This is a genomic window from Burkholderia sp. Bp9012, from assembly GCF_003853825.1.
Classification (GTDB): domain Bacteria; phylum Pseudomonadota; class Gammaproteobacteria; order Burkholderiales; family Burkholderiaceae; genus Burkholderia; species Burkholderia diffusa.
Window position 1 is genome coordinate 209,384 of the sequence record NZ_QTQA01000006.1, and the last position, 13,404, is coordinate 222,787.

Sequence of the window (13,404 nt, forward strand, 5' to 3'; positions counted from 1 at the left end):
GCGGGGTGCGCCGCAGGTCTCCATCAATAATGTCCATCGTCTGCCGCGAATTCGCCGCTAACTTACCACAACGGTACGCTGCGTCGCCCCGGCACGCAGGATGCGTCGGGTATACTGCGCCGAACCCCACCGCCCTGTCCGCCCGCTTCGACATGAATTCCAGCAAGCCTGCCGCCCTTCTCTCCGCACTGTTTAGCGTTCGCGTTCCGCTCGTTGCTGCTGCCGTCGCCGCTACCGTGGCGGCCGCGCCCGCCGTCGCGCAGACGCAGCCCGCGAAGTCTCCCGGCACGCGCGTCGCGCAGGCGCAACCGCAGCAGCCGGCGCCGCAAGGGCAGACCTTCGAAGAGGAAATCGTTCCGCAGCGCTACGCGAACAACGCGAAGGTCGATGCGTTCATCGACGAGATGGTGAGCCGCAACGGCTTCGATTCCACAAGCCTGCATGCGCTGTTCTCGCGCATCAGCTACTCGGCCACCGCCGTGAAGCTCGTGAAGCCGGCTCCGACGCCTTCGGTAAAGAACTGGCGCGTCTATCGTTCGCGTTTCATCGAACCGATCCGCATCAACGCGGGCGTGAAATTCTGGAAGGCGAACCAGGCGACGCTGCAGCGCGCGTCCGAGGAATTCGGCGTGCCGCCCGAAGTGATCGTCGGCATCATCGGCGTCGAAACGATCTACGGCCGCTACATGGGCAACTTCCGGGTGCTCGATGCGCTGACGACGCTCACGTTCGACTACCCGGACACGCCAAATCGCGACAGTCGCCAAGCAACGTTCCGCAAGAATCTCGAGGACTTCCTCGTCTGGACCCGCGACAACCAGCTCGACCCGACCACCGTGCTCGGCTCGTACACGGGCGCGATCGGCATCCCGCAGTTCCTGCCGAGCAGCATCCGCGAGTATGCGGTCGACTACGACGGCGGCGGCCACGTCGATCTGCGCAGCAGTCCTGCCGATGCGATCGGCAGCGTCGCGAACTACCTGAAGCAGCACGGCTGGGAAACCGATCGCCCGGTAGTCTGGCGAATCACGCCCGACACCGGCAGCCTCGGCATTGCCCAGGCGGCCGCGGACGGTCAGCCCGAACCGCACTGGGCACTGTCGCAACTTCTGCGCGCCGGCATGACGCTCAACGAGCCGATGGTTAACATCACCACCGAAGCTGGCACGCCGGTCACCGTGGTCGATCTGCCGTCGCCGGGAAGCGCGACCGAATACATGCTCGGCCTCAAGAACTTCTACGTGCTGACGCGCTACAACCGCAGCTTCTTCTACGCACTCGCCGTGTACCAGCTCGGCGAAGCCGTGAAGGCGCAGATGGAAGCGAACGGCGCGCTGCCGCTGCCTGCGGCGGACACGGAAGCGCCGGCGCAGTAAGCACGGTCCGCGCAAAGAAAAAGCGCCGCTCATGCGGCGCTTTTTTATCGCGTGACGCTGCTGATGCCGTTCGGGCTCAGGCAGGAAATACGCCGGTCGACAGGTAGCGGTCGCCGCGATCGCAGACGATGAACACGATCGTCGCGTTCTCGACCTGACGCGCGATACGCATCGCGACTTCGCATGCGCCACCCGACGAGATGCCGGCAAAGATGCCTTCGACGGCCGCGAGCCGACGCGCCATCGTTTCGGACGCGGCCTGACTCACGCTCTCTACGCGATCGACGCGGCTGCGATCGAAGATCGTCGGCATATAGGCTTCCGGCCACTTGCGAATGCCCGGAATACGCGACCCTTCTTCCGGCTGCGCGCCGACGATCTCGATCGCCGGATTCTGTTCCTTCAGAAAGCGCGACGTGCCCATGATCGTGCCCGTCGTGCCCATCGCCGACACGAAGTGCGTAACGCGCCCCTCGGTGTCGCGCCAGATCTCCGGGCCTGTTCCTTCGTAGTGCGCGATTGGATTGTCGGGGTTCCCGAACTGATCGAGAATCACCCCCTTGCCTTCGCGCTGCATCTGCTCCGCGAGGTCGCGCGCCAGTTCCATCCCGCCCTTTACGGGCGTCAGGATGATTTCGGCGCCGTAGGCGGCCATGCTCTGGCGACGCTCTATCGACAGATCTTCCGGCATGATCAGCACCATCTTGTAGCCACGGATCGCCGCTGCCATCGCGAGCGCGATGCCCGTGTTGCCGCTCGTCGCCTCGATCAGCGTATCGCCCGGCTTGATGCGACCGCGCGCCTCAGCCTTGCTGACCATCGACAGCGCCGGGCGATCCTTCACGGAGCCGGCCGGATTGTTGCCCTCCAGCTTCGCAAGCACCACGTTGTTGCGTGCGCGAATCTCGTCGTCCGGCAGGCGGACCAGTTGCACGAGCGGCGTGTTGCCGATCGTGTCTTCGATAGTTTTGTAAGCCATGGAGATACCGTGAGTGCGAGGCCGATCAATCGATTGATTGTAAACCAGCACCGGGGCTCGCGCCGGCAACCCCATTGTGACGATGGAATAGATGTGCCGCGCGATTGACGAGTGTGCATTTGCAGCATGCACGCAAAAAACCCGCGGCATGCCGCGGGAAGCCGTCGCAACGACGGCGGCTGAAGGAGCCCTTTGTCTCGCGTGCGTTACTTCTGCGCGGTGCGGGCAGGTGCCGCAGCCGGCGTCGCCGCCGCGGGCTTGCCCGCGGCCGGTGCCGCAGCACCTGGGCCGGCCGTACCGATCGTCAACCCTTCCCGTTGAAGACGCTCGACCGTATGGCCGCCCATGCCTTTCACGCGCGATGCGAGATCGTCTGCATTCCTGAAAGCCCCCCGTGCACCGCGCTCGTCGAGAATCGCCTTCGCTCGCGCGGGACCGATGCCCTTGATGCCGACGAGTGCATCTTCGTTCGCGGTGTTGACGTCGACGGCCGCCCAGGCCGACGCGATCGCGCCGAACATGGCGGCGGCGGCAAACCATTTCCTGATCATGTACTGGATCTCCGATGAAAACGGTCGGCGGCTGCCGACCGTGAGACCCAGTCTAGCGATGCGACGCGCAGGCTTAAACCTGGCCGGATAGCCAACGCACGTAGCGATCGACACCTTCCTGCACCGTCAGGAACGGCGCATCGTAGCCGGCAGCACGCAGTTTCGTCTGGTCGGCCTGCGTGAAGCACTGGTACTTGCCGCGCAGCGCATCCGGGAACGGCACGTACTCGATCAGCCCTTGCTCGACCTGCTGCGCGAGCGTCAGCGGCGGCAGGTTGTCGAGCGCGCGCAGCGTGTTCACGACCGTCGATGCGATGTCGTTGAACGGTTGTGCCCGGCCGGTGCCGAGGTTGAAGATGCCCGATTTCTCCGGATGATCGAAGAAGAACAGGTTCACCTTCGCGACGTCCTCGACCGACACGAAGTCGCGCGTCTGCTCGCCCGGCGCATAACCGTTGTACTCGCCGAACAGCTTGACCTTGCCTTCCGCGCGGAACTGGTTGAAGTTGTGGAACGCGACCGACGCCATGCGGCCCTTGTGTGTCTCGCGCGGACCGTACACGTTGAAGTAGCGGAACCCGGCGATCTGGCTCTTCGCGCTCGGCAGCACGCGGCGGATCACCTGGTCGAACAGGAACTTCGAATAGCCGTAGACGTTCAGCGGCGCCTCGACTTCGCGCTCCTCGACGAAACGCGTCGAGCCGCCGTAGATCGCGGCCGACGACGCGTACAGGAACTGCGCGCCCTGCGCGAGGCACGCATCGAGCACCGCGCGACTGTAGCGGAAGTTGTTGTCCATCATGTAGCGGCCGTCGGTTTCCATCGTGTCCGAACAGGCGCCTTCATGGAACACCGCGCGTACCTTGCCGAAATCGCCGCGCGCGAAGCGCTCGACGAATTCCGTCTTGTCGAGATAGTCGTCGATCTCGCAATCGACGAGATTGCGGAACTTGTCCGCGCGCGTCAGATTGTCGACCGCGATGATGCGCGACTCGCCGCGCTCGTTGAGCGCCTTGACGATGTTCGCGCCGATAAAACCGGCTGCGCCGGTGACGATGATGGTCATGGTCGTTCTGCCTGAAAAATTGCAAGAAATACGTGCGGCCCGCTCGGCGTGCCGCCGAATGCGCTCAGTGAAACAGTTCGTCGTAGTCTACCGTGGCCGTACCCAGCTTGCCGACCACGATGCCTGCCGCACGGTTCGCGAGCACGACGGCATCGACGAGCGGCACGCCGGCGCCGAGCATCGTCGCGACGGTCGCGATCACGGTATCGCCTGCGCCGGACACGTCATACACCTCGCGCGCGAGCGCCGGTGCGTGCAGTTCGCCCGCTGCGGAAAAGAGCGTCATCCCCTCTTCCGAACGCGTGAGCAGCAACGCGTCGAGATCGAGCTCCGCACGCAGCTTCGCGACACGCGCGCGCAGGTCGTCTTCCGATTGCCACTGACCGATGACCTCGCGCAACTCGGCACGGTTCGGCGTGATCAGCGATGCGCCGCGATAGCGCGCCCAGTCGCCGCCCTTTGGATCGACGAGCACTGGCTTGCCGGCCGCGCGCGCCTTCTCGATCATCGTGGTCACGTGCGTCAGACCGCCTTTCGCGTAATCCGACATCAGCACGACGTCGTGCTGCGGCAGCAGCGCATCGAAACGCGCGAGCCCGGCGAGCAGCACCTCGTGCGTCGGCATCGCCTCGAAGTCGACGCGCAGCAGCTGCTGCTGGCGCGCGAGCACGCGCAGCTTGATCGTCGTCGGCAGTGACGCATCGCGTTCGAGATGGGGCGTCACACCGCTGCTGCCGAGCAATTCGACGATGCGCTCGCCCGGCTCGTCGCAGCCAACCACGCACAGGAGCCCGGCCTGACCGCCGAGCGTCACCGCGTTGCGCGCGACGTTGGCCGCACCGCCAAGCCGCTCTTCCTGGCGCTGCACGTGCACGACAGGAACCGGCGCTTCCGGAGAAATGCGCTCGACGTTGCCGAACCAGTAGCGGTCGAGCATCACGTCACCGACCACGAGCACGCGCGAACGCGCGAGCTGCGCGCGCGGTACCGGCACCACTTCGCGAAGGGTAGTCATCGTGCGTTCATCCACGGGGAGAGGACTGGGGGTCGACATGCGGACGCCCGATCGCATGGTAGTCGATGCCGAGTTCGGCCATTGCGTCCGGCTCGTACAGGTTGCGTCCGTCGAAGATCACCGGCGCCTTCAGTTCGGCCTTCAGGCGCGTGAAATCCGGGCTCCTGAATTCCTTCCATTCGGTGACGATCACGAGCGCATCCGCGGCGGTCACGGCCGCGTCCTGGGTATCGACGAAGTGCAGGCGCGCAAGCGCGTCGGGAGCCTCACCGAGATCGAGCGCGAACACACGGCGCGCCTCGTCGATCGCGACCGGATCGTACGCGCGCACGGTCGCGCCACGCCCGAGCAGCGCGGCGATCAGCCGACGGCTCGGCGCCTCGCGCATGTCGTCCGTGTTCGGCTTGAACGCGAGGCCCCAGACCGCGAATTCGCGACCGTTCAGGTCTGCGCCGAAGCGCTGCTCGATCTTGCCGATCAGCACGTCCTTCTGTGCGGAGTTGGCCGCTTCGACGGCCTCCAGGATGCGCAGCGGCTGACCGTTTTCGCTCGCGGTGCGAATCAACGCCTGCACGTCCTTCGGGAAGCACGAGCCGCCGTAACCAACGCCCGCGTACAGGAAGTGATAGCCGATGCGCGGATCGGAACCGATCCCGCGGCGCACGGCTTCGATGTCGGCACCGACCTTGTCGGCGAGATTCGACATCTCGTTCATGAATGAAATGCGCGTCGCGAGCATCGCATTCGCCGCATATTTCGCGAATTCCGCCGAACGCACGTCCATGTAGATCGTGCGCTCGTGATTGCGGTTGAACGGCGCGTACAGCTTCTTCATCTTCTCGCGCGCCACCGTGCCCGTCTCGTCGTCGTCGACACCGATGATGATTCGGTCAGGGCGCATGAAGTCCTCGACTGCCGCGCCTTCCTTCAGGAATTCCGGATTCGACACGACCGAGAAACGGTGCGCGACGCTGCCCGCAAGGCCGCGCGCGCCGAGTGCCTCGTCGACCACCGCGCGCACGCGCTGCGCGGTGCCGACCGGCACCGTCGACTTGTCGACGATCACCTTGAAACCGGTCATGTACCGGCCGATGTTGCGCGCCGCCTCGAGCACGTATTGCAGGTCGGCCGAACCGTCCTCGTCGGGCGGTGTGCCGACCGCGATGAACTGGATCTCACCGTGGGCAACGCTCGCCTCGATGTCGGTCGAGAAGCGCAGACGTCCTGCCGCGCGGTTGCGCGCGATGATGTCCAGCAGGCCCGGTTCGTGAATCGGCATCCCGCCGTTGTTCAGGATCTCGATCTTGCGCGGATCGACATCCAGACAGAAGACGTCGTGGCCGATCTCGGCGAGGCAGGAGCCCGTGACGAGACCGACATAGCCAGTGCCGATGATGGTGATTTTCATAGAGGTTCCGGTACGTCCCGGTAAATGACAAACTTGGCCGCCGGAGCGGGCCCGGCGACAACCGCAGCGCTTGCGCGTCGAACGCCGGGATCAGCCCGGCATCGCAGGTTCGACGCGGCGCGGCGCATAGGTTTCCCAGCCGCTGCATCCGGGGCACTGCCAGTAGAAGAGCCGTGCCCGGAAACCGCAATTCTGGCACGTATAGCGTGGCAGATTCTTGGTGCGCTGCTTGATCAGCGCACGCATCATTTCAAGTTCCTTACGGCGCGGCTCGTCGGCGGCCGCGATCTGCGCATCGAGCAGGTGCAGCATGCCCGACAGGTTCGGCGACTTCTCCATCTGCGTACGCGCGAGTGTGTGCGCCGCTTCCTGGCCGCGCAACCCGGCGATGTGCTGATAAGCAATATCGAGCAGGTCGTTCGACGTATAACGATCGACGTAGCCCATCAGCAGCTCGGCACCCTCGACCGGCTTGCCGAGCGCGACGTAGGCCTTCATCAGCTTGTCGGCGACGAGCGGCAGATACGCCGGATTCTGCGCTTCGACACGCTTCCAGTGCTCGATCGCGGCCGCGTGATCGCCCGCCGCCTGCGCGGCGTCGCCGGACAGGATCGTCGCGCGGACGTTCTGCGGGTTCGCTGCAAGCGCGAGCTTCAATTGATCGGCCGCAGCCGCGGCGTTCTTGCGTTGCAGCGCCTCCTGCGCGAGTTCGCAATGGAACTGCGCGATTTCGGTGCCGAGCGGCTTGTCGCTCATCGATTCGATGCGTTTCGCGGTATCGATCGACTTGTTCCAGTCCTTCTCGATCTCGTAGATCGTCAGCAGCGCCCGCTGCGCGCCCAGCGCGTAATCGCCATCGGCGAGCCGGTGGAAGGTCTCCTCCGCACGATCGAGCAGGCCGGCCTTCAGGAAATCCTGGCCGAGCTCGTACAGCGCGTGGTCGCGCTCGTTCACCGGCAGGTCCGTGCGGCTCAGCAGGTTCTGATGCACGCGGATCGCACGGTCCGTTTCGCCACGCCGGCGAAACAGGTTGCCGAGCGCGAAGTGCAACTCGACCGTCTCGGGGTCGAGCTTCGCGACCTCGATGAACGCGTCGATCGCCTTGTCCGGTTGTTCGTTCAACAGAAAGTTCAGGCCGCGGAAATACGATCGCGGCAGGTTGGCGCTCTCCGACAGGAGGTTCTTCAGGTCATAGCGTGACGCCGCCCAGCCGAGCGCGAACGCCACCGGAATCGCGAGCAACCACCAAAAATCCAGATCCATGCGAAATATCGAAGCAGAGACGAAAACCGCGCCAGAGTCGCGCGGCGTCCGTGTTAAATGACGGGCGGCATCGGCGGCTGGTCGACGACGGCCGGGGTTTCGCGCGCCGTACGCAGATCGCGCTTCAGGCGCCCGTTCTCGAGGCGCATGCGGAAGATCGCCGGCAGCGCGGACAGCAGGCCGGCCAGCAGCCCCACGACGAAGAACGCGAGGCCGATCAGGATCAGCGGTGCTTGCCATGCGTAGCCGGCAACGAAATTCAGCGTCGCGGTTTGCGTATTGGCCAGCGCGAGCACCAGCAACAGCACGAACACCAATACCCGGATCAGCCAGACGATAAACTTCATGTAGCCCTCTCTTTGTTGAGGTTTGCCGTGGCGCGCGACTCCCCTTCGCGGCGCCGAATCGACCCGTATTGTAAAGGAAGCGTTTCCGCGTCACCGCACATCCTGCGGGTACACGTTGTCACGCGGCCGCCGGAAATGAAAAAAGCGCCCGCAAGGGGCGCTTTTTTCTTCAGCCTTCGCTGGACGGATTCCGGGCAAGCCGCACGACGCTCAACGCTCGTCGTCCGGATCATCAGCTTTCAGCGGCTCGCCGGCGCGGCCGTCGACGCGTTCACGCAATTCCTTGCCGGGCTTGAAGTGAGGCACGAACTTCTCGGGCACCTGCACTTTCTCCCCCGACTTCGGGTTGCGCCCAACGCGCGCCGGGCGACGGTTGAGGCCGAAGCTGCCGAAACCCCGAATTTCGATGCGATGCCCTTTCGACAAAGCGTCGGACATTGCATCGAGCATCGTTTTCACCGCGAAATCCGCATCCTTGAGGACAAGTTGCGGAAATCGCAGTGCCAGCTGCGCGACCAACTCGGATTTGGTCATACTTCAGCAGACCTCGTGAGGCTTACTGGTTCTGGCCGTCGAGCTTCGCCTTCAGCAGCGCGCCGAGGTTGGTCGTACCGGTCGCAGCAGCGCTGGTGTCCGACTGCAGGCCGCGGATCGCTTCCTGTTGTTCAGCCGAATCCTTCGCCTTGATCGACAGGTTGATGCCACGCGACTTGCGATCGATGTTGATCACCATCGCGTTGACCTTGTCGCCTTCCTTCAGCACGTTGCGTGCGTCTTCGACGCGATCCTGCGAGATTTCCGACGCGCGCAGGTAGCCTTCGATGTCGCCCGTCAGCGTAACGACCGCACCCTTCGCATCGACCGACTTCACCACGCCGTCGACGATCGAACCCTTGTCGTTCATTGCAACGTAGTTGCTGAACGGGTCGCCTTCGAGCTGCTTGATGCCGAGCGAAATACGCTCCTTCTCGACGTCGATACCGAGCACGATCGCTTCGACTTCGTCGCCCTTCTTGTACTTGCGAACGGCTTCTTCGCCGGCTTCGCTCCACGACAGGTCCGACAGGTGGACCAGGCCGTCGATGCCGCCCGGCAGACCGATGAACACGCCGAAGTCGGTGATCGACTTGATTGCGCCCGTGATCTTGTCGCCCTTCTTGAAGTTGCGGCTGAAGTCATCCCACGGATTCGGCTTGCACTGCTTCATGCCGAGGCTGATACGACGACGGTCTTCGTCGATCTCGAGGACCATGACTTCGACTTCGTCGCCCAGCTGGACAACCTTCGAAGGAGCAACGTTCTTGTTGGTCCAGTCCATTTCCGACACGTGGACGAGGCCTTCGATGCCCGATTCCACTTCGACGAATGCGCCGTAGTCGGTGATGTTCGTGACCTTGCCGAACAGGCGCGTGCCCGACGGGTAACGGCGCGAGATGCCTTCCCACGGATCGTCGCCCAGTTGCTTGATGCCCAGCGAGACGCGGTTCTTCTCTTGATCGAACTTGAGGATCTTCGCGGTGACTTCCTGGCCAACCGACAGAACTTCGCTCGGGTGACGCACACGACGCCACGCGATGTCGGTGATGTGCAGCAGGCCGTCGATGCCGCCGAGGTCGACGAACGCGCCGTAGTCGGTGATGTTCTTGACCACGCCGTTGACGATCGCGCCTTCCTTCAGCGTCTCGAGCAGCTTTGCGCGCTCTTCGCCTTGCGTTGCTTCGATCACTGCACGACGCGACAGCACGACGTTGTTACGCTTGCGATCGAGCTTGATCACGCGGAACTCGAGCGTCTTGCCTTCGTACGGGGTCGTGTCCTTGACCGGACGCGTGTCGACCAGCGAACCCGGCAGGAACGCGCGGATGCCGTTGACCATCACGGTCATGCCGCCCTTCACCTTGCCGGTGATCGTGCCAGTGACGAGTTCGTTGTTGTCGAGAGCCTTTTCCAGCGACAGCCACGATGCAAGGCGCTTCGCCTTGTCGCGCGACAGGATCGTGTCGCCGTAGCCGTTTTCGAGTGCGTCGATCGCGACGGACACGAAATCGCCCGACTGCACCTCAACCTCGCCCTGATCGTTCAGGAATTCCTCGATCGGAATGTAAGCCTCGGACTTCAGGCCTGCATTGACGACCACGAAGTTGTGGTCGACGCGCACGACTTCGGCGGAAATCACTTCGCCGGCGCGCATGTCTTGGCGGGTCAGCGACTCTTCGAACAGAGCCGCGAAAGATTCAGTATTCGGGTTGGAGGTTTGCAGGTCGGACATAAAAATCTGATTGTGCATGGATCGCTGTGCCACGCCGGCCGGAATGGCAGGCTGAAAGGGCCAGATCGAAGCCACACGGGGTTAAGGGTTCGAAACACGCTCCGCGCTTCTCGCGCAAAGCACCTACTGCTGCCCGCCTTCTCAGGCGGGCTGACCGAGCGTTCGGTACCACTGCAGCACCTGGTCGACTGCTTCATCAACCGAAAGCGCCGACGTATCGAGCAGCTTGGCATCTGCCGCAGGCTTCAGCGGCGCGGCTGCGCGATTGCTGTCGCGCGCGTCACGTTCACGAAGATCCCGGAGCAAGTTATCAATATTAGCAGAAAAACCTTTTTGCATCAATTGCTTATGCCGCCTGGTCGCGCGAGCCTCGGCACTGGCCGTCAGGAACACCTTCAGCACGGCGTCCGGGAAGATCACAGTGCCCATGTCGCGGCCGTCGGCAACGAGGCCCGGCGTCTTGCGGAACGCGCGCTGGCGCGCGACGAGCGCGGTACGCACCGGCCCGTGCACGGCAATGGCCGACGCGCGGTTGCCGACCGCTTCGGCGCGGATGTCGTTCGACACGTCGACGCCGTCGAGCTGCGCGCAGCCCTCGCGGAACGTGATGTGAAGATCGTCGATCAGCTTCACGAGCGCGTCGACATCCTCCGCCGCGATGCCGTAGCGCACGCTCGCGAGCGCGGCGAGCCGGTACAGCGCGCCGCTGTCGAGCAGGTGAAAGCCGAGATGCGCGGCGACGAGCGCCGCGACGGTCCCCTTGCCGGAAGCGGTCGGACCGTCGATCGTGATGACGGGGGTCGGGTGAAAGGGTCGGGTCGATTTCATCGGAACTGTCGGGTCAGGCTTTGGCGAGCGCGGCAAAGCGGTCGAAATAGTCGGGGAACGTCTTGCCGACGCACTTCGGATCGTTGATCCGCACGGGCACGCCGCCCAGGCTGACGAGCGAGAAGCACATCGCCATCCGGTGATCGTCGTACGTGTCGATCGCTGCATTCGGCGTGAGCCGTTGCGGCGGCGTAACGACCAGATAGTCCGGGCCTTCCTCGACGATCGCGCCGACCTTGCGCAGTTCGGTCGCCATCGCGGCGATGCGGTCGGTTTCCTTCACGCGCCAGCTCGCGATGTTGCGCAGCGTGCTCGTGCCGCTCGCGAACAGCGCCGCGACCGCGATGGTCATCGCCGCGTCGGGAATCAGGTTGAAGTCCATGTCGATCGGCTCGAGCTTGCCATGGTCATGGCCGATGCCGCGCACCTCGATCCAGTCGTCGCCCATCGATACGTTCGCGCCCATCTGCATCAGCGCGTTCGCGAAGCCGACGTCGCCCTGGATGCTCGCGCGCCCCACGCCCTCGACGCGCAGCGGGCCGCCGCCGAGCGCGCCGGCCGCGAGGAAGTACGAGGCCGACGATGCATCGCCCTCGACCATGATGCGCCCCGGCGAACGGTAGCGGACGCCGGCCGGCACGACGAAACGCTGCCAGCCGTCGCGCTCGACGGTCACGCCGAAGCGCGCCATCAGCCGGATCGTGATGTCGATGTACGGCTTCGAGATCAATTCGCCGTCGACTTCGACGACGATCCTGCCGTCCTTCGCCTTCACGAGCGGCAGCGTCATCAGCAGCGCGGTGAGGAACTGGCTCGACACGTCGCCGCGCACGCGGATCGGCGCGTCGACCGTGATCGCGGCAGGCTTGATCCGCAGCGGCGGAAAGCCTTCGTTTTGCTCGTAGTCGATCTGCGCGCCGATCTGCCGCAGGCCGTCGACGAGGTCGCCGATCGGCCGCTCGTGCATGCGCGGCACGCCGTGCACGCGATAGTCGCCGCCGTTGACTGCGAGCGCCGCCGTCAACGGTCGCACTGCGGTGCCCGCGTTGCCGAGGAACAGATCGGCGGTCTTCGCGGTGAACGCGCCGCGCGTGCCGGTGACGACACAGGTGTCGCCCTCGCGCGCGAGCTTCACACCAAGCTTGCCGAGCGCGTCGAGCATCACGCGCGTGTCGTCGGAATCCAGCAGGTTGGTGATCGTCGTATCGCCTTCAGCAAGCGCCGCGAGCAGCAGCACGCGGTTCGAGATGCTTTTCGAGCCGGGCAGGCGCACGGTACCCGACGCGCTGGAATATGGGCCGAGATCGAGATAGTCCATGGGAATCGTCCTGTTTCCTGTTATTTCTTGACCGGTTCGGCAGCGGGCTGCGCGCCACGTTCCTGCCAGGCCTTGCGTGCAGCGCGCGAGCGAGTGAACACGGCTTCGAGCGCCGCGCCATCGCCGGCGTCGATCGCCGCACGCAGCCGGGCGAGCACGCGCGTGTAGCCGTCGAGTTCATCGAGCAGCGCCGCGCGGTTCGCGACACACACGTCGCGCCACATTTCCGGGCTCGACGCCGCGATCCGCGTGAAGTCGCGGAAGCCGCCCGCCGCGTACGAGAATTTCAGTTCGGCATCCGTCTCGCCGAGAATTTGCTCTACGAGCGCGAACGACAGCACGTGCGGCAGATGACTGATCGACGCGAACACGCGATCGTGCTGCGCCGTGCTCATGGTGCGCACGTCGGCGCCGGTCGCCCGCCACATCGCGTCGATCCGCGCGACCGCTTCGGGCGCGTTCTCCGGCAACGGACACAGCACGACGTTGCGACCGACGTACAGATCCGGCAGCGCGGCCTCGACGCCGCTCGATTCGCGCCCGGCGATCGGATGGCCCGGCACGAATTGCGCAATCCGCGCACCGAGCGCATCGCGTGCCGCCGTAACGACGTCGGACTTGGTACTGCCAGCGTCGGTGACGATCGTCGCAGCGTCAAGCCACGGCGCGATGCGCGCGAGCAACGGGCCCGTTTGCGCGACGGGCGCAGCCAGCAATACGAGATCGGCGCCGGCAAGTGCGTCGCGCAGTTGCGCATCGTCGTCGAGCGCCACCGCGCGATCGATCACGCCGAGCGCGAGCGCGCGATCGACCGTTGCACGCGAACGACCGACGCCGACGACTTCGCCCGCGCCACCCGGTGTGCGCTCGCGCAACGCGCGCGCCAGCGATCCGCCGATCAGGCCGACGCCGAAGATGACAAGTTTGTTGAATGCAAAGCCTGACACGACAAGAGCCAAGTGACGCGCGCGGAACGACGCCCCG

The 13,404-nt window shown here is 64.7% G+C and carries 13 protein-coding genes; 1 reads left to right on the forward strand and 12 read right to left on the reverse strand.

Translation table 11 applies throughout. From position 1 onward, the window contains the following. Nucleotides 1–26: 26 nt before the first annotated feature. Nucleotides 27–1,376, forward strand: coding sequence for a lytic murein transglycosylase B (gene mltB, locus DIE11_RS10635; RefSeq protein WP_124623567.1), 1,350 nt, complete (start codon nucleotides 27–29; stop codon nucleotides 1,374–1,376). A gap of 76 nt (nucleotides 1,377–1,452) precedes the next feature. Here the strand turns inward: mltB and cysM are convergent, their stop codons facing one another. From cysM to DIE11_RS10695, 12 genes are all read right to left on the reverse strand, one after another. Beyond that, on the reverse strand, nucleotides 1,453–2,355 hold the full coding sequence (gene cysM / locus DIE11_RS10640) for a cysteine synthase CysM (RefSeq protein ID WP_124623402.1): 903 nt from the start codon (nucleotides 2,353–2,355) through the stop codon (nucleotides 1,453–1,455). Between the two features lie 206 nt (nucleotides 2,356–2,561). Next, entirely contained in the window at nucleotides 2,562–2,906 is a 345-nt protein-coding gene (locus DIE11_RS10645; RefSeq protein WP_059599012.1) for a helix-hairpin-helix domain-containing protein, read from the reverse strand. Between the two features lie 73 nt (nucleotides 2,907–2,979). Continuing rightward, nucleotides 2,980–3,972: an ADP-glyceromanno-heptose 6-epimerase gene (gene rfaD / locus DIE11_RS10650; protein WP_059507155.1), complete on the reverse strand. Its 993-nt coding sequence runs from the start codon at nucleotides 3,970–3,972 to the stop codon at nucleotides 2,980–2,982. Between the two features lie 64 nt (nucleotides 3,973–4,036). Continuing rightward, on the reverse strand, nucleotides 4,037–4,987 hold the full coding sequence (rfaE1, locus tag DIE11_RS10655) for a D-glycero-beta-D-manno-heptose-7-phosphate kinase (RefSeq protein ID WP_174907117.1): 951 nt from the start codon (nucleotides 4,985–4,987) through the stop codon (nucleotides 4,037–4,039). 7 nt (nucleotides 4,988–4,994) lie between these two features. Continuing rightward, entirely contained in the window at nucleotides 4,995–6,395 is a 1,401-nt protein-coding gene (locus tag DIE11_RS10660) for a UDP-glucose/GDP-mannose dehydrogenase family protein (RefSeq protein ID WP_124623408.1), read from the reverse strand. A 90-nt stretch (nucleotides 6,396–6,485) separates the two neighbouring features. Next, nucleotides 6,486–7,658 (reverse strand): lipopolysaccharide assembly protein LapB, encoded by a 1,173-nt coding sequence (lapB, locus tag DIE11_RS10665; protein ID WP_124623411.1) that lies wholly within the window; start codon nucleotides 7,656–7,658, stop codon nucleotides 6,486–6,488. A gap of 53 nt (nucleotides 7,659–7,711) precedes the next feature. Continuing rightward, on the reverse strand, nucleotides 7,712–8,005 hold the full coding sequence (locus DIE11_RS10670; RefSeq protein ID WP_059530004.1) for a lipopolysaccharide assembly protein LapA domain-containing protein: 294 nt from the start codon (nucleotides 8,003–8,005) through the stop codon (nucleotides 7,712–7,714). Nucleotides 8,006–8,215: 210 nt separating this feature from the next. Beyond that, a complete protein-coding gene (locus DIE11_RS10675) occupies nucleotides 8,216–8,539 on the reverse strand; it encodes an integration host factor subunit beta (protein ID WP_006750752.1) in 324 nt (107 codons plus the stop codon). A gap of 22 nt (nucleotides 8,540–8,561) precedes the next feature. After that, nucleotides 8,562–10,274, reverse strand: coding sequence for a 30S ribosomal protein S1 (rpsA, locus tag DIE11_RS10680; protein ID WP_059599019.1), 1,713 nt, complete (start codon nucleotides 10,272–10,274; stop codon nucleotides 8,562–8,564). Nucleotides 10,275–10,415: 141 nt separating this feature from the next. Further along, on the reverse strand, nucleotides 10,416–11,102 hold the full coding sequence (gene cmk, locus DIE11_RS10685; protein WP_059599008.1) for a (d)CMP kinase: 687 nt from the start codon (nucleotides 11,100–11,102) through the stop codon (nucleotides 10,416–10,418). 13 nt (nucleotides 11,103–11,115) lie between these two features. Continuing rightward, nucleotides 11,116–12,420, reverse strand: a complete 1,305-nt coding sequence (gene aroA, locus DIE11_RS10690) for a 3-phosphoshikimate 1-carboxyvinyltransferase (RefSeq protein WP_059530011.1) — start codon at nucleotides 12,418–12,420, stop codon at nucleotides 11,116–11,118. 20 nt (nucleotides 12,421–12,440) lie between these two features. Then, on the reverse strand, nucleotides 12,441–13,367 hold the full coding sequence (locus tag DIE11_RS10695) for a prephenate dehydrogenase/arogenate dehydrogenase family protein (protein ID WP_124623415.1): 927 nt from the start codon (nucleotides 13,365–13,367) through the stop codon (nucleotides 12,441–12,443). Nucleotides 13,368–13,404: the final 37 nt, after the last annotated feature.